11 protein-coding genes, 1 tRNA gene and 1 pseudogene are annotated in these 18,594 nt (G+C 41.7%); 10 read left to right on the forward strand and 3 right to left on the reverse strand.

From position 1 onward, the window contains the following. Together LC115_08490 and LC115_08495 are read right to left on the reverse strand one after the other, a co-directional pair. A complete protein-coding gene (locus LC115_08490) occupies positions 1 to 636 on the reverse strand; it encodes a tellurium resistance TerZ family protein (GenBank protein ID MCZ2356710.1) in 636 nt (211 codons plus the stop codon). A gap of 3 nt (positions 637 to 639) precedes the next feature. Continuing rightward, on the reverse strand, positions 640 to 1,200 hold the full coding sequence (locus tag LC115_08495; protein MCZ2356711.1) for a TerD family protein: 561 nt from the start codon (positions 1,198 to 1,200) through the stop codon (positions 640 to 642). A 391-nt stretch (positions 1,201 to 1,591) separates the two neighbouring features. Here LC115_08495 and LC115_08500 point away from each other — a divergent pair, with 391 nt between their 5' ends. The 10 genes and pseudogenes from LC115_08500 to LC115_08545 all read left to right on the forward strand — a co-directional run bounded on the left by LC115_08500 (position 1,592) and on the right by LC115_08545 (position 18,466). Continuing rightward, positions 1,592 to 2,131 carry a hypothetical protein gene (locus LC115_08500; protein MCZ2356712.1) on the forward strand — a complete coding sequence of 180 codons (540 nt, stop codon included), beginning with the start codon at positions 1,592 to 1,594 and terminating at the stop codon, positions 2,129 to 2,131. Between the two features lie 1,132 nt (positions 2,132 to 3,263). Beyond that, positions 3,264 to 3,815, forward strand: a pseudogene (locus LC115_08505) (hypothetical protein). A gap of 1,215 nt (positions 3,816 to 5,030) precedes the next feature. Then, positions 5,031 to 10,967 carry a DUF2341 domain-containing protein gene (locus LC115_08510; GenBank protein MCZ2356713.1) on the forward strand — a complete coding sequence of 1,979 codons (5,937 nt, stop codon included), beginning with the start codon at positions 5,031 to 5,033 and terminating at the stop codon, positions 10,965 to 10,967. Positions 10,968 to 11,153: 186 nt separating this feature from the next. Then, positions 11,154 to 11,348: a 30S ribosomal protein S21 gene (rpsU, locus tag LC115_08515; GenBank protein ID MCZ2356714.1), complete on the forward strand. Its 195-nt coding sequence runs from the start codon at positions 11,154 to 11,156 to the stop codon at positions 11,346 to 11,348. An 88-nt stretch (positions 11,349 to 11,436) separates the two neighbouring features. Next, entirely contained in the window at positions 11,437 to 12,960 is a 1,524-nt protein-coding gene (guaA, locus tag LC115_08520) for a glutamine-hydrolyzing GMP synthase (protein MCZ2356715.1), read from the forward strand. Continuing rightward, complete coding sequence (locus tag LC115_08525; GenBank protein MCZ2356716.1) at positions 12,951 to 14,735, forward strand: ABC transporter substrate-binding protein; 1,785 nt, start codon at positions 12,951 to 12,953, stop codon at positions 14,733 to 14,735. The genes guaA and LC115_08525 overlap by 10 nt, the downstream gene beginning before the upstream one ends. A 3-nt stretch (positions 14,736 to 14,738) precedes the next feature. Then, entirely contained in the window at positions 14,739 to 15,386 is a 648-nt protein-coding gene (locus LC115_08530; GenBank protein ID MCZ2356717.1) for a transglutaminase-like domain-containing protein, read from the forward strand. A 97-nt stretch (positions 15,387 to 15,483) separates the two neighbouring features. Then, positions 15,484 to 16,764, forward strand: a complete 1,281-nt coding sequence (gene metK, locus LC115_08535; GenBank protein MCZ2356718.1) for a methionine adenosyltransferase — start codon at positions 15,484 to 15,486, stop codon at positions 16,762 to 16,764. Between the two features lie 52 nt (positions 16,765 to 16,816). Next, positions 16,817 to 17,599, forward strand: coding sequence for a PorT family protein (locus LC115_08540; GenBank protein MCZ2356719.1), 783 nt, complete (start codon positions 16,817 to 16,819; stop codon positions 17,597 to 17,599). A gap of 18 nt (positions 17,600 to 17,617) precedes the next feature. Beyond that, positions 17,618 to 18,466 carry a nitrilase family protein gene (locus tag LC115_08545; protein MCZ2356720.1) on the forward strand — a complete coding sequence of 283 codons (849 nt, stop codon included), beginning with the start codon at positions 17,618 to 17,620 and terminating at the stop codon, positions 18,464 to 18,466. Positions 18,467 to 18,491: 25 nt separating this feature from the next. Here the strand turns inward: LC115_08545 and LC115_08550 are convergent. After that, positions 18,492 to 18,564, reverse strand: a tRNA-Thr gene (locus LC115_08550). Between the last annotated feature and the right edge of the window lie 30 nt (positions 18,565 to 18,594).

An 18,594-nucleotide genomic window follows, 5' to 3' on the forward strand; every position in this document is an offset into this window, starting at 1 on the left:
TTACAAATATTTAAGTTGAATTTCTGCGATAGTTTCCCGAATTCCCCGTGCCGGTGAAGCCTCTCCAATAACTTTAAACTCCCAATTTTGCCCAGAACGAACTAATTTAGCCAAAATCATCGTAACGTGCCCAGAAAAAGAACGCTCCGAAGAACAGTTATAGGTTGCAAAAACTTCCTGCACATATTTAGGAGTACCTTCATAAATGCGAATCTTGGAATAGGGAATATGCGCAAAATCCTGATTTTTAAAGGAATTTAAAAAAAAAACAATTTGCTCAATAGCCGGATTTATTTTGGAAAGTGTAACGCTAATTACTTCATTATCAAGATCATCATCACGCCCTAAATCACCTTGGCGGTCATCTCCGCTATGCTGAACAGCTCCATCTGCCGAAATAAGTTTATTAAAGAAAATAGTATCAACGTTGTTTTTTTTATTATCAAATAACGAAACGCTTGCATCTAAATCAACGGTTTCGGTTTGTTGAAATAAGTTAAAAAAAAATGAATGCTGAATAGCCCCCCAATTTACCCCAACGCAAATATGCTCTAACTTTGCCCCTTGTTTTTCTAAAGAGATAGAACTGCCCTTGCTGAGATTGATTCCGGTTTTTTTGTCTAAGTTGATTCCCATTTCTCAGGTATATTTATTTACATAGCCTTCTAAGCCAATTTTAGTGCCATTTCCGGTAGCTTGAAATTGCCATTCGTTATTTTCTCTACGCAGCCGCCCAAATTCCACCTCAGTCATGTCGGAAAATTCGCTTCCTAAGTTATATCGTAAGATTTCCCGCTTGGTATCCACATCCACAATTCTGATGTAGGCATCGGCAAGTAACCCGAAATGCTGCCGTTTGGCTATCCCGTCATGGATACTTACTATAATGATAATTTCTTGAATAACAGCATCTACACTTGCAAGGTTTGCCAAAACCATTTCGTCATCATCATCACCGATACCGCTCCGGTTATCACCAGTATGCTGAACAGATCCGTCCGGAGACTTCAAATTATTATAAAATATAAAAAACTCATCTACGGGTACTTTTCCGCTACTACTTAGCATAAAAATAGAAGCATCTAAGTCTAATGCTTGGGTAGTTTTAAGCTCCCAACCCAACCCAATAAGGGCTTTTTTGAGGCCAGGTTCTTGTTTTGTAAGGTTAAACTTACCTCCCTTTTGTAGGTTAATTGCCATAACACATCACACTTCGAGCCGCAAAATAACAAAATTTAATACTATCTTTCTAATATATCAAATGTAATCCCAAACCTTAAAAAAAAGAAAAAACGAATAAACAAAAAAAGTAAACAAAATGACAAAATTCCGAGTTTTAGCAAAATTTCAAATAATCACAAATTGACGTATTGTTGTTGTTTTGTGTATGAATAATAACAAGAAAACATAAAAGGCTGATTATAAATTAGATAGTATATTATAGAAAATAAATATGTTATAATATTGATAGTTATTGACTATATTGTAATGCAAAATAGTTGAATAAAAACAAAAAAAAACACTTATTCGTTGTAAAAGTGATTTTTATTTAATATTTTTGGAGTTCGGAAGGTGTATAACATTTACCACTATGAAACGTTTTTTTACAATAATCATACCGCTATTTATCTTATTGATAATGAGCGGTTTTCGGGACAAAGATGATAAGCCCGAAATGGAGTTTACTTATCGTGTACAAAGCTATCTTACCAGACAAGTTCCTTCATCAAACTTAGACTTCATCTTCTTAAATGATGATGATTTAGAAGAGATGATAGCAAAGTATAGATCTGTTTACCCCAGAAAAAAAGAGGAAGAATTACGCGAAGGAGTAATATCCTTAAAAGAGCAGTCTCGTATCACCAGAAAATTATTTACGAAACTGTATCATTCCGTAGAATCTATGACTTTGGTTGAAAAAAACCAAGATAACGCACATGGCTACCAATGGTACCGATTAGTCTATGACACCAAACTTGCTAATGGCTTAACCGTAAAATTAGGCTTCGTAACAGTAGGTTTGACCAAAGGGCTTAAAATTGTGGCAATGAGCCAAGACGATATTAATGCCTATGATAAACTGATGAGAACAAATGAGAAATTATGCCCTACTTGCCCATCCAAAAATTAAATGAACTATGAAAAAGATTTACCACTCAATAAAATTTCTGGTAGCTGCGTGCCTAATTTATACTCAAGGGATCTTTGACGCAGATGCCCAGTATCAGTATAATGACGGTGTAACGGCAGCCGGAACTAACTCCGGAATTACATTACAAATACGCGCAAAACGTTTTTGGAGCCGTGAAGACTTTGAACCAACCGGATTATTCGGAAACTCAGAATATACCTACAAAGTACGGGTGAAACCCAAAGACGATATTACTAATGCCGGCTACACAGCGTGGAAAGTAGTAACCGATGACAACAAAGGATACGAATGGAGCCCCGATGATAACACCGTAATAGCTTCTTACAGTTACGCAACCGCTAACGTCCCAACTGCATTTGAATACGAAATGCAAGCCTTTGAAGATGACTGCGGTAGCCGAACAGTCTATGACTGCTGTACCGTTTTTGGAGTCTGTACCGGAATCTATGATGATAATTTTCAAGCAAAGAGCGGTGTAGTACAATTCAGAGGCGGACAGCCCGGAGTCTGGACTATCGCCCAGCAAGAAACTAACGATGCCCACTATGCCGTACAGTTCGAGTATATGTGGAACTTTAACACCGCCTTGCCCGCCACTTGTGCCCCCCTACAAGATGGACCAATGCAGCTAATAGTGGATGTAGTCGGATTATGGTCTGATTCAGATTGGGATTGTAACGGATTCTGTGGCGATGACGAAATTATCTACCGAATCCAAGCCAAAGACAACCTCTCTGCATGGCCGGGTTTCACCAATGTTGCCTATAACCAATCTGTCCCAATGTGGTACACCAATACTTACAACTTAGTTAATAAATCTTATGGTGCAGGCGTAAATACCCCTATTTCAGTAGATTATCAATTTGAAGGTTGGGAAGATGACTACGGCCCACAGTTTGTTTTTGATGCAGGTACGTGCGGCTTAGACCCATGGGATTTATTACAAAACTGCGATGATAACTATGCTACCGTAACCGGAAATATTGACTTTCGTTCTTCTCCCCCAAACAACGATAACTACGTAGATATTCGGGTAAACACAAGTGCCAGTAACCTACCCGGAGATAATCCATTCAAAACCAAGACAGTTCGTCTTCGGTATCGGTGGAATATGACCCAACCGCCCCAAATTATAACCCAGCCTACAAGCGTTCAAACTTGTGTAAACAGCGCAGCCTCCCTCTCGGTTACTGCAAATTATGATACCTACTATATCTGGGAACAAGGTAATGCCAGTGACTGTGCTAATGTAACTTCATGGTCGGCAGTTGGGACTTGCCCTACGTACAGCGTTCCAACCGGTTGGACGGGCACACGTACCTATCGCGTAAGAATACTGAATCGTGCCGGAAGCGGTGCCAGAAGCAATTCCGGCAACCACTTTCAGGAAACGATTTCAAACTGTGTAACCGTAACTCGTGGGCCATATTCCCCGACTCCGGCTATCACAGGCCCTTGTAGCCCAACCCAAATACCGGCAAGCACAAACCAAACATGGTCAGTTCCGTACATCCCGGGAGCTACTTATGCTTGGTCTATTACCGGAGCAGGTAATACTATCACTTCCGGAGGCGCATCCCCAACGGTAACAGCCAGTATCGGCTCCAATAGCGGGACTATTTCGGTAGTAGTTACCTATGCAGGAGGGTGCGGTACTCAAAATATAAACTGTAACTTTACCGTTGATGCTACCCAACACTGCGACTTTATTTATGTTTCTCCAACAGGGGGCGCAACAGCTTGCACACCCACAAACCCTTGTGGAATTGCAACCGGATTAGCTACATTATCCGGAACTCGCAACTACATAAGAATGGAGGCCGGAACATATAACTATGGTGCTAAAATATCAATCCCACTAAGCAATGTTACCATAGAAGGTGGCTTTACCAATAGCTCAGGAGTTTGGTCTAAGGTTACCGGATCCGGAAATACTATTTTGAATATTACTCCCCCCCTTGAAACTCAAGCACCTTCTGGCGTTACAGTAGGTCATTACATAGGTATAGAAGCTATTAGCAAAAATAACGTAGATATTAAAGATATTACCGTAAATGTGCTGACAGGCGGAACATCGGGTACTACGAATAATCGGGGAAACTCTATTTATGGGATGTACTTCAGTGGAGGTTCTAATTTAACCGTTACTCGTTGTGCGATGACTACGGGTAGTGCTGCTACTGGGCCGACTGGAGCTGCTATTGGTGGTGGTGGTGCTGCCGGTGTTGGCGGCGGCGGTGGCGGCGGCGGCCGATATGGGCACTGCGACCAACAGACAAATGAAGGGCAAGGCGGTGGTGGCGGTAATGGCGGCGGCGGCGGTGCCGGCGGTGCCGGAACTGCAGATAGAAACTGTGATTGTTCTGGATACAATGGTAATGGTGGTAATAGTGGTGGGAGTTTGCGTGCCGGCGGCGGCGGCGGCGGCGGTGCCAGCGGCGGCCAAGAAACAGGCGGCGGCGGTACTGGCGGTGCCGGCGGCTTTGGTGGCGGCGGTGCCGCTCGCGGCGGCGGCGGCGGCGGCGGCAATAGAGATTGTTCTAATAACTGCGGAAATGCTATAGGGGGTACTGGCGGCGGCGGTTCTGTAGGGGCTACAGGATCACCGGATTATTCTACTGCACCAACAGGTGCTAGCGGGGTGTTTGATGTTTATTACCGTGCCAATATGGGTGCCGGCGGTGGTGACGGTGCTGGTGGCGGTGCCGGCGGCGGCGGCGGCGGCGGCGGCGGCGAATATTGCTGCTGGTGCTGCCTTGACGGTGCTGGTGCTGGTGGTGCTGGTGGTGCCGGCGGCGGCCAAGGCGGCCAAGGGGGTACCGGCGGCGGCGGCGGCGGATCTACATTCGGAATCTATGCCTATAACGTAACCGTTTCTGTGGTAAACTCTGCTATTTCAGTTGGCTCTGCCGGTTCTGGCGGAACTGGCCAAAATGGCGGCGGCGGTGGCGGCGGCGGCGACGGCGGTAGAGGAGGCAACGAAGGAACATCCGGCGGGTGGAATACCACAGGAGGTGCCGGAGGTACCGGAACTGGTTCTAATGGAGGAAGTTGGGGGACAGGAACATGCGGTAATGGATGTAATGGCGGTGAAGTAGGTCCTGGCGGCGGCGGCGGCGGCGGCGGCGGCGGCGGTAGAGGCGGTAACGGACAAGGAGGCCCCGCAGGATACGCAATCCAAGTACAAGGTGCCGGCAGCGGAGCCGTAAACTGGACAGGCACATCCGTACCGGTATTCACCGCAAATGTAACTGCTAATTATGGTGTAGGCTGCACCAACTCAGAAATAGTACTCACAAAATCCGGCGCAGGAAACTGGGGAACTATTGACGGCGTTACCTACACAGCAAGTTCATCCTGGGGAGCCGGCCACGAAGCTGATAAAGCTCCTCTAAACCATAATACTGCGGCATCTAACTGGTCTGTTGCCGTAAACGATTTGAATCAGTGGCTACGCATAGACCTTGGATCCCCGCAAACAATTACCAGTTTTGCCACCCAAGGTAGATATAACTTTGACCAGTGGGTTACCCAATATATTGCAGAATATTCAAATGACGGGGTTTCATGGACTAACGTTGGTACATTTGCCGGTAATAGCGATAGAAATACTATTGTGCGCTACACAACCGGAATGCCGGTAACAGCCAGATATTTTCGCTTTAGACCAACGGCATATTTTGGACACATGACAATGCGTGCAGAAGTAGAATATCTGCGCTATGTAAATAATGTTTCAGCAAACTATACGAGTTATGGCACTAGCTCAAGCCCATTGTCTATTTACTATACCTCAACTGGATCCAAACCCATTATGGTGGGTTCACAACGTTATGAAGATTTGGTAAATATCCGAATCAATCGCCCTTTACCTGTGATGACCGTAACACCGGATTCCACTTGCTTGGGTTCTCCATTTAATCTTAGTGCAACAAGTGCTTATACGGTAAATGCTTGGTCATGGGAGATTATTAAAGTATCTGGTTCATATTCAGAATCTTCACCATCTACTCCAGTATATACCTCTTCGGCACAGAATCCGGGTGCAGTTACTCTTTCGGATACCGGAACATTCCAAGTACGGTTACGTGTTAGAGAAAACTGCTGCGGCTGGTCAATCCCTGTTTATAAAACAATTAAGGTTAAGCACATTCCTGCAGCTCCTACTTACAGTACAGGTCCGCTAACGGTATGTGCCGGATCTGGTTCTCAAAGTTATAGTGTTGTAACATCTGGTTCTGCTTATGGAGTGGGTGCTACTTATGTGTGGTCAATAGTAGGAGCTGCGTCCTACTCCGGAACGGGCAATACTCGGGGCATAGATTGGGGATCACCAGGGGTCGTTTCAACAGGAACTTATTCTGTTTATGTAGTTGAAAATGCCTGTACAAGTGCAACATTTACCCAAAACGTAACTATCTATCCGATTCCAACCGTAACGATAACACCTTCAGCAACAACTATTTGCTACGGTGATCCGGTAACGTTGACAGCAACTCCGAATTACACTCATGCCTCTATGGAATTTGAGTTTACAGTAAACGGAGTTTCTCAGGGTTGGGGTGTTTCTAACCCACTAACGGTTAATTTACCTTACGAATTAGTGAATGTTCCGGTTTCTGTACGAGCTAGAATAGCTACCGAAAGCGGTACTTGTATGGGGCCTGCCAATAGCCAAAATGTTTTTGTGCAAGCTAAACCCGGACTTTTAACCTTGACATCTTCTAACATTAATCCGTGTGATAATACACCTGTAACGTTTACAGCCGGCGGGGCTTACAACGTTATCGGAATGTTCCCTGAGTATCTATTCTTTAAAAACGATAATCCGAATAACTATTTTGGTATTGGCTGGGATACTCCCAATACAATTAGTTTGGTTCCGGGTGTAGATTTTGTAGATGGAGATGTAATTAATGCTCAGGTACGTAGCACAAGTGGTTCCCCTATGTGCGTGTCCAATCCGTTAAGAATTAAAGTGAGTGTAGGTTCTCCGCTTACGGCATCTCTTACAAACCAGAACAACCAATGTAATTCCGGTAATACTGGACAGCTAAACCTATCAGTTAATGGTGGCGCACCAGCATATTACGTTTTGTGGTCAGACGGCGTAAATAACTTTGCTAATGGCTATCGTAAACCTATTACTGTAACTTCTGCCGGCGCGGTTGCAAATTATGCCGTTCAAGTAGATGTAGCCTTTGTAGCCAATAAAATGAACGGAGATTATAGCAACATTCGCTTTACGGCTGCTGACGGATATACACAACTAAGCTATTGGATAGAATCTTATACGGTATCATCTGCACGAGTTTGGGTGAAAATCCCTTCGCTTACAGTTGGTAACAATACTATTTATCTATACTATGGCAATCCGATACTTACTTCTAAGAGTAATGGATACAATACTTTTACCTACTTTGAAGATTTTGATGACTTTAATGATTGGAAGGCTTACGGAAACGGTGCATCATTATCTAGACCATCTTCGGGAGTAGTTCAGCTAAATAATCCACAAAATGCTTGCCGTGTTTGGGCTGTTCCTAATGCAAGCATCCCAACATTAGCAAATGCAGAGATGCAAATGAACTATCGTTCAACGGGTTCCGGTCTTACAGATTATTATAGCGGATTTATGTGTAGAGTTACTGCTAATCCGTCTCCAGGAGCTATACGTGGATACCAATTTGGCCTGAGAAATAATGCCCTGAATTTATATGCCGGACGTATGAACCTGATGCAAGATAATTGTACTAATTTAACCGGAATTGGTACTGGAACGGGTGGTATTAACGCCAGTTTTGTTACCGGAAAACTTCGCTTTACAGGTGCTAATCTTACATGGCAACCGGACTATATTAACAACCCTCTTTCTACCTTAGCCGTTGTTGATGCTAACTACGTTACCGGTAATATTGGGATATTTACTTCGCTCTCTGCGGCAGATTTACAAGTGGACTGGATTTTTGCCAGACCTTATTTAGCATCTGATCCTGCTGTTGTGGTGGGAGGCGAGCAAGCGGCTTCAGCTACTATTCTAAACAGAACAGGAGTTGCACCGAGCACTTACTCAGCAGTAGTTTATGATATGAATGGCTGCCAAGTAACGACACCAAGCACTACCATAACTGCTCCTACTGCGTTATCTACCTCCGGGACGGTTACTCAAAATGTTGCTTGTTACAATGGTACAGATGGAGCTTATAATTATTCAATTTCTGGCGGCACTGCACCATACCACATCACGCTGGCTCCACCAAGTGGGCCAAATGTAACAGCTCATTACAACGGTTATAGAAAGCCCGTTACCTTTAACTCTACGATAAGTTCTACAAACCACCAAGTTATGGTTACTGTTGCTTTCGTTACAGGTAAGATGAAAGCAGATTTTTCAGACCTTCGGTTTACTGCGGCTGACGGATTCACACAGCTATCATATTGGAGAGAGAAGTTTTCTGCAGGTGTGTCTGCCGTATTTTGGGTAAAAGTTCCATCGGTCTCTGTGGGTTCTAATACGATTTATGCATACTATGGTAATTCAGCTCTAACTGATAAATCTAATGGAGATGCTGTATTTGAGTTTTTTGATGACTTTAATACTGCCGGCATAAACTTTAATAAGTGGTCAGTTGGGCAGATTGCGCCTACTACAAATACAGCTTGGAGCGTTTCTGGCGGTTCTTTACGAGGAGGGCATCAGTTTAAGTATTTGCAATCAAATACAGCCTTTACAGGAAATTATATCGCTGAAACTCGTATTTATGAAACGACACCTGCCCCCAATGGCTTTACTTCCATAGGTTTCTATGCATCCACATCAGACGGAGCAGCCATACTTACTCACAATGGAGTTACTTACTACAGAAATGACAATGGATGGGGTGGAGCATACGCCTTTAATGCTATTGGTCAGTGGGTAAGAGACCGTATAACGGTTTCCCCGGGAGCCAATATGTCCATAGCACAGCGTACCGGTGAGGTTTCAGGATCGTTGAGCCAAAGTTTCACTAACTCAGGATTAAATGCCGAAAATCTACGACTCGGAACAAGAAATGATGATTATCTTTCTTATGATCAATCATTTAATGCACAGTGGGATTTTATTTTTGTACGTAAATATCCAGATATGACTACGGCTGTTGGTGCAGAACAAGCACCGGTAGGCTCTTTATCCGCTACTGGACTTTCTGCCGGAACCCACACCATAACGATTGTTGATGTTAATGGTTGTTCTTCCTCGACGAGTGTTACGATTACACAGCCGGCTGGGCCTGCTCCCGTTTGGACAGGAGCCGTCAGCACAGATTGGTTTGATACTGGAAACTGGAGTACTTGTCTTCTGCCTACTTGTTCCGACTCCGTAACAATCCCAACCGGCGCACCACGCTATCCGGTAGTTACGAATGCTTCCAGAGCTTATTCCCAAGACTTAGTTATCCAAGGAAGTGCCTCAGTAACCTTAGCGACAAACTCTAATTTCTACATTTGCGGAGATATGCTGGTAAATAATGGTTCAGGTGTACTAAGCACACAAGCGAACTCTTCTATTACCTGGATGGGAAGCACTAACCAAATTTATGATGTACCAAATGGAACACTTCTCAGAAATGTAATAGTCTTACAAACAGTACCAAGCTATATCATCCTAAAATCTGATATGGTAATCGAAGAAAGCCTTACATTAACGGATGGTATTATTGACGGTTATACAAACAATAAGTTAACGCGTGTTAATAATTCAACGCCTACCTGCGTTAATACTGGAGATTTGAACAGCTATGTTTCGGGCCTTTTACGCCGGAAACTGTCTGCTACCGGTAGCTTTAACTTCCCCGTAGGAAATGCTTCTAAGGGCTATCAGCGAATTAATTTTAACTTTACATCCCCCACAACCATAGATTATTTAGTAGCAGGTTTTTCAGCTTATGTGTTATTACCCAGCCCAATAAATGTTTCTGATTGTGGTGCGTTATTTGACTGTGCCCCATTAGATAATGGAAAATGGACGGTGAACGCCTATAATTCCGGTGGGATACAAATCTCTGGTGATGGTGTGTATTCCGCTACATTATATTCCTTAGGTGCTACAAACTCATCCTGCGGTATAGCTTATACAGTTGTAAAGTCCCCAACGGGAATGGGAGCTTGGGCTCTAAATGGTACGTGTGTGATTCCAAGTAGTAACCCAACGTTGGTAACTCGTACCGGAATGAGCGGATTCTCGGATTTCGGTGTGTCGCAATCCACACAGCCTTTACCGGTTGATTTACTAACCTTCACAGCAGTGCCCAATAACACCAGCATTCGTTTGAATTGGGAAACAGCTCGTGAACAAAACAACAAAGGCTTTGATATAGAGCGCAGTACTGATGCAGGTAATAACTTTACCAAGATAGGTTTCGTTCAAGGTAAAGGAAATACAACGGCTACCTCTGAATATACATTGCTTGATAGAGATGTTAAATTTGATACACGCTACTATTATCGTCTCAAACAGATAGATAATGACGGTTCATTCAGATACTCAAATGTAGTAGATGCTATTCTGTTGGGTTCTGCTGCAAACTCAGTGGTAATGTATCCAAACCCAACTAACGGCTTGTTAAACATTGACTTCACCTCAACTATCGAAGATATTGCAGAGATTAAACTGGTGAATATGTTGGGCCAAGAGATAATAACTCGAAAAACAGAAGTTAAAAAAGGACTTACTACTTTTGAACTTGATATGCACGAGGTTTCGGTGGGAACATATACCATCATAATCACGACCAGCACAAAAACCTATACCGAGAAAATCGTTAAATCTCGTTAATAGCTTTTGAGAAAATTATCAGTTGAGGGGCGCAGTTTCCATACAGGAAACTACGCCCCTCAGCTTTGATACAAGCCATAGAAAGAAGCCTATTAAAATTAACTGCGTAGAAATAAAAACCTTTTAAGGCAATAAAAAATATGTATCTTTGCAACCCAGAAATTTATTGAACAATTAAAAGTTTTTATGCTTATTGTAAACGTTAAAGAAGGAGAAACAATAGATAAGGCATTACGCCGATTCAAAAAGAAATTTGAACGTACAGGGGTTTTAAAAAAAGTTCGAGCACGCACGTCCTTTGTAAAACCATCATTAAAGCGCCGAAATGTTATTAAAAAAGCTATTCGCAGAGAGCAATTTTTGCTGGGACTCGATAGTTAAAAAAGAAATAAATATATAGATTCCTGATACTCACTGGTTTAATAAACTTGTGTTATCAGGATTTTCATATTTAAAAAATCAAAACACTATGCCGGAAAAAATATTGATAATCGACTTTGGTTCACAGTACACACAACTAATAGCCAAACGTGTTAGAGAGCTAAATGTATATAGCGAGATTGTGCATTATAGTTCATCAATAGATTTGGTCAATGTTTCCGGTATAATTTTATCGGGCGGCCCAGCCTCTGTTTATCAAGAAAATGCACCTGACATTAACTTAGAGCAGTTTTTAGGGAAAGTTCCTGTATTGGGAATTTGTTATGGTGCTCAGCTATTAGCACACCGCTTAGGGGGCAAGGTTGCAGCATCTTCAGTGCGGGAATATGGGCCAGCAAATTTAAAACGTACAGCTTTTTCTACTTTATTAGAGCGCTTTCCCAACACAACTCAGGTTTGGATGAGCCACGGTGATGCAATATTAGCTGCACCCAAAGACTTTGAGATAATTGCAGAAACAGACCAAATTGCAATAATAGCTTTTCAAAATGTAGAAAAAGGAGTTTATGGCCTCCAATTTCATCCAGAAGTTACCCACACAGAAGAAGGGCTTCAGTATTTTAAAAACTTTATTTTGGGTATCTGTAAAAGCGAGGCAAATTGGACATCACAAGCTATTGTAGAGCAGACAGTTGCTAATTTAGCTATTCAAATGCCAACAGGAAACGCTGTTTGCGGCCTTTCCGGCGGAGTTGATTCCTCAGTTGCGGCATCATTAGCTCAAAAAGCTATTGGCAAAAGGTTATTCTGTATTTTTGTAGATAACGGATTGCTACGCCAAAACGAATATGAACAAGTATTAGAACAATATTCGGAAATGGGGCTAACCATAATCCCGATAAAAGCAGGGGATAAATTTTTAACTGCCTTAAAAGGCGTTATTGACCCAGAAGAAAAAAGAAAAATTATTGGAAAAATATTTGTTGACGTTTTCTTAGAAGAAGCAGCTAAGATTACGAACGTTTGCTATTTAATACAAGGCACAATCTATCCTGATGTTATTGAGAGCAAATCTGTTAAGGGTCCGAGTGCCAGTATAAAAACACATCACAATGTTGGCGGTCTTCCCCAAAATTTACCCCTTACACTTGTAGAGCCACTTCGATTCTTATTTAAAGATGATGTCAGACGGGTAGGAAAAGAAATCAAAGTTCACAAAGATATTTTGAGGCGGCATCCTTTTCCCGGTCCCGGATTAGCTATTCGCGTAATAGGAGAGATTACCGAAGAACGCTTAGAAATCCTCAGAAAAGCAGATGCTGTTTTTATACAAGAGTTAAAAAATCAAAATTTGTATAGAACTGTTTGGCAGGCATTTGCGGTACTACTTCCTGTTCAGTCCGTTGGTGTAATGGGAGACGGACGCACGTATGAGAACGTATTAGCCCTACGAGCCGTTACCTCCATAGACGGAATGACCGCAGACTGGGCAAAGCTGCCTCCAGAATTTCTATCAGACGTTTCCGCAAAAATTACCAATACAGTACACGGCGTAAACCGAGTAGTTTATGATATTAGCTCTAAACCCCCAGCTACAATAGAATGGGAATAATAGATTTACATAACATCCGGATAATCAGCAGAATATTAACTGTAATAATAGTTTATCTACTGCATAATAATTTACTTGCACAAACGCCGGACGTTCCACTAAAAGAAAATCCTAAAGCTAAAGAAGCTGTTTCCGTAGCACTAAAATATTTTTCACAGCAAGAATACCACGACGCAGCTTCCTTTTTCGAAACAGCTGCCCAACAGCAACCCCAGCATACCTTAACTACTTTTGCCCTCTATATGTCCGGCTTATCAAATTTTTATAGGAATGATAATCTTCGTGCCTTAGAAAGGTTTCAACTTTTATTAAAAAACTATCCCGCTTCAAAATATGCTGAAGATGCAGCTTATCACAAAGGAATTTTGATGGCCGAGAGAAGCGAATCCAGGGATGGAGGTTTTTATGTACTCCTAAACCTTGCGGAAAAGACTAAAAATGAGCAACTTAGAAATAATGCTGAAACCTATTTTAATCAATGCCTATACGAAAAATGCACCCGTGAGTACCTTGAAGAATATTACAACCGAGTAAGAAGCTCTTACAAAGGAACGGTCTTAACGGCTCTGTGTTTTAAACTAATTCAGGAAAAACAATACAAAAAAGTATCTGAACTCATTGGTGATTATCAAAAATCAGGAAACCAGCTTACACCAGAGTTACAAAAGATACAGCAGGTTTACGTAGATAGCCCAAGTTTCAATTTAGAAATCTCTAAAATGCGTGTGGCTATTTTACTACCTTTTTTTTCCAAAATAGCTGATACCGCTATGCAGGTTCCCGGTAGAACCTTAATGGCCTTAGAACTCTTTGAGGGTATCAAATTAGCTATTGACAATAACAAATCTCCTTTTATCCAAGAAATTGACATACAAGTATTTGACACAGAAAAAGATAGTATTAAAACGTTGACAGCTATTCACGACTTAAATCAATTTAAGCCGGATGTTATCATTGGAGATATTTTTAATGTTCCCTCTCGTTTAATATCTCAATATGCTGAGAATAAGAAAATTGTACATATTATACCGCTTTCGCCTGCGGACGAGCTAATTGAGCAGAAAAAATTTACCTTTTTGGCCAATCCGTCATTTCTTACGCAGGGCAAAACGCTTGCTAAATACATTTCAACAGACTTAGCACTAAAAAAGGTTTTGATTATAGATGATGGCAATAAAATTGCAAAATCCTACATTCAACCATTTTCAGATCAACTACTTAACTCAGGTACTCAATTCACGACGCGTACTTTATCTGATGAGGACAAGGAGTTTTATCAAGGAGTTTCAGGCTTAGTAAATGAAATAAAAAGCGATGGCTATGATGCCGTATTTTATCCATCTTCTTCCGAAGAGCGCGTAGTTTCTTTACTTGGCGGGATGAGCCGAGACAGCGTCTTTCTGCAAGTTATTGGCACTCAAGATTGGAGAAGATTTGAATCTATCGAAAAAGAAATGCTCCTAAAATTCAATGTGTTATTTTGCGATTATCAATATCTACAAAATGATTTAATTGGTTATGAGTACTTTAAAGATTCTTACTTGTCTGCATTTAAGACTTTACCGGGGCAATATGTCGGGCAAGGCTATGATATTATGCGTTTTTTGATGCTTGCGTTTCCGAATAAAATCGAAGCCGGCTCATTTGCCCAAGCACTACAAAATTTAGAATCTTTTCAGGGAGTACACCAAAATTATTACTTCAAAAATAGCCAAGATAACCAAGCAGTACAAATATTACAGTTTCGGGATGATGTTTTGACAAAAGTTAAATAACTTATGGATATTTATTTAGCTCCGACTTTTATTATAGATTCAGATAACCCGCTGATTATTAAGGCAGCTAAAGAGTGCGTAGTAAGCTGTAATAATCAAATTGAGGCTGCAATAGCTATGTATTTATTCGTTCGGGACACCATTCGGTACAATCCATACCGTTTAGACCTGCGTCCAGAAGGCCTACAAGCATCATCGGTGTTGCAGCGTGATAGCGGTTACTGTGTAGAAAAAGCTGTTTTATTAGCGGCTCTATTGCGGGCAAACGGAATCCCAAGCCGCTTAGGCTTCGCAAACGTCCGGAACCATATCGGAACACAAAGAATAGAAGAAAGATTGGGCACAGACGTGCTGGTCTTTCATGGATATACAGAGATTTACTTAAATCAAAAGTGGGTAAAAGCAACCCCGGCATTTAACCAAGAACTTTGCCACAAGTTAAACGTAGAACCATTGGAATTTAACGGCTTAGAAGATTCTGTTTTTCAAGACTATAATACTGAAAAGAAACTATTTATGGAATACCTCCATGACTACGGAACTTTTGCAGATATGCCGTTCCAATTATTTATAGATTCGTTAAAACAGTATTACGGAAAGATTTTTGAATCTGCTCAGCCCGTTCAGGGCGGCTATCTTGTAACGTTTTAAGTAGCAAACATTAAAATAACGAAAAGAACCTTAGAAGTGCTTGGAAATTTGGAGCGAAACTAACAACTTTGCAACCTACTAAAAACTTATAGTTTTCATGTCATATTTATTCACTTCCGAGTCTGTTTCTGAAGGTCATCCGGACAAAGTAGCAGACCAGATTTCAGATTCTATATTAGACGCTATACTATCTCAAGATCCCGATTCAAGGGTTGCTTGTGAAACATTGGTAACTACCGGCTTAACAATGATTGCCGGAGAAGTTACTACTAACGCAACTATTGATGCTGGAGAAGTTGCCCGCCAAGCTATTCGCGAAATTGGATATACAAAAGCCGAATATATGTTTGAGGCAAACTCCTGCGGTATTACCGTTGCCATTCATCAACAATCTCCTGATATTGCCCAAGGTGTAAATGAGGGTCAAGGCTTAGATACCGACCAAGGAGCCGGCGACCAAGGTATGATGTTTGGTTTTGCTACCAAGGAAACCCCTGAATTTCTACCTATGTCCTTAGCATTTGCACACCGTTTGGTAAAGGAATTAGCCAGAATCCGAAAAAATGAACCACATCTAATGCCCTACTTGCGCCCTGACGCTAAATCACAAGTTACAATTGAATATGATGATAACCACAAACCTTTGCGGGTTCACACAATCGTAGTTTCAACTCAACATGATGATTTTGCCCCAGAGGAAGAGATGTTAAGGAAAATTCGGGAAGATGTAAAAAGTATCCTGATTCCACAGGTAATTCCGGCAGAATTGATGGATGACAAAACCGTGATCCACGTAAACCCAACAGGCAAATTTGTTATCGGTGGCCCTCATGGAGATACCGGCCTAACCGGACGTAAGATTATTGTTGATACTTACGGTGGACGTGGCGCACACGGAGGCGGAGCTTTCTCCGGTAAAGACCCCTCAAAAGTAGATCGCTCAGCCGCCTATGCCGCAAGACATATTGCCAAAAACTTAGTCGCAGCAGGCGTTGCCGACGAATGTCTTATTCAAGTTTCCTACGCTATCGGAATTGCTAAACCCATTTCTATCTTTGTAAACACCTACGGAACAGCACACGTAAAACTCTCCGATACAGAGATAGCCCAAAAAATCAGCGAAATATTTGACTTACGCCCAAAAGCAATCATCGAAAGTTTAGGTCTTAAAAATCCAATTTACAGAGAATCAGCAGCTTATGGACACGTAGGCAGAGATTGCTACGAAAAAGAAGTACCACTTAACTTCGTAAAAATCACGGATAACAATGGCGTTAGAACACAAACACACCAGACATCAAGCCGTAAAGTAAAATTCTTCTCTTGGGAAGAGCTAAACTATGTAGATACTATTCGCAAAAAATTTCAACTCACTTAATAATAAGACTATCATTTTCTGCAAATGAATCTGTAATTTCGCGTAATTTTTTATGAAACATATTACACTACTCTTGGGGCTTTTGGCAATCCAAACGTTGGTATTTGCTCAAAAAGGTATTCATTTGGGCGTTCAGGCTTATCCGGGAGCAAGCTGGATGCTTAATAAGCAGGACAGAACGGTTTCGGATGACCAATTTAAGTATAAATATACGTGGTCAATGGGAGTCGGTGTAAAAGGCGGATACGGCTTCAATGACCACATCGCATTACACTTAGGGCTGCTCTATTTCACCCAAGGACAGGTACACCAATACAAAAACAGCAAATCAGATACTATTACCAACAACCTAAGGTTATACTATCTAAAAGTACCGGTTTTATTTCGCTGGACTACTGACGCTAACCGGAAATATGTATTTGCAGCCGAAGCCGGCCCACAGGCCTCTTTCTTCCTATCAAATAATGAGTGGAATAACGATAAGCGTTACTACCCGGAATCCCCGCAAGGGGTTACTTTAACCAATATGCCAAGCAGAAGAACTACCTTTACTCCGTTTAATATAGGACTTGCTGCGGCTGTTGGGGTGGATGTAAAACTCCGTTATAACTTGAAAATGAACGCGATGATTCGCGGAGACTTTGACTTTACAGACGCAGAAGATAAATCCAGAAAATTTGACGTTACCAAAGACGGAACTACTACCCGTGAAGATTATTACTACTCTTCATACACCCGTCCTTATTACTCAAAAGAAAGAAAAGCCACCAATAATGCAACTCTTAGTTTAGGAATTGGGTTTACCTATATCTTTATTCCAAGGTTCCATTATTAATTTTTAGAAATTTACAATATGCCAGAGGCAGAATTAAATCTTGCCTTGATTCAGTTTGCCCCTATTTGGGGCAAACCTGGGCAAAATACAAAACTATTGGATTCTTTATTAGAATCTGTATCTGCAAAGGCAGACTTAATAATTTTACCGGAGGCTTTTAGTACAGGGTTTGTAGTAGCACCAGAAGACTTTTTGTTGGCAGAAGATCTTAGCCATCCTGAAAATTCCCTTGAGTGGTTGCGGAAAAAAGCTGCACAGTACGGCTGCCCTGTATGTGGGTCTATTATTCACAGAAATAATTCCCAAAAACGCCAAAATACTTTTTTTTGGGTAAACCCTAACGGAACTACTTATGCCGTAGATAAGCGTCATCTATTTGCGCTTGGGGGAGAAAAACAAACTCCCGAAGGAACAGCAGGCCCTTTTGAGCAGGGAAATAAACGCATTATTATTCAATATAAAGAGTTTACAATATCGCCATTTATCTGTTACGACCTGCGCTTTCCCGTATGGTGCCGTAATCCAAATGATGTGCCGATTGACATTCTTCTATTTGTAGCAAATTGGCCGGAAAAACGCATAGATGTTTGGAATACACTGTTAAAGGCCAGAGCTATTGAGAACCAGTCTTTTGTAGTTGGAGTGAATCGTGCTGGGACGGAACCTAATGGGATAGAATATTCGGGAAATTCTGGTGTGTATTCGCCTATTGGAAAAAACCACTTTATGTCGAAAGAGAAAGAAGGGATATACTTTGTTTCAATTCAAAAAAGTGAACTAACAGAAACACGAGAAAAATTTCCTTTTCAAAAAGATGCAGACTGTTTTACTGTTTCAGATCAAGAAATAGAATACTTAACAGTATAAAGGGAATATTCTTTGCTATAAAGTGAGCCATCTGGCAGAATCGAACTGCCGGCCTGTTGATTACGAATCAACCGCTCTACCGACTGAGCTAAGATGGCCTAATATCGCGGCGCGAAATTACACAAAAT

Source organism: Bacteroidia bacterium (assembly GCA_026932145.1).
GTDB lineage: Bacteria > Bacteroidota > Bacteroidia > J057 > JAIXKT01 > JAIXKT01.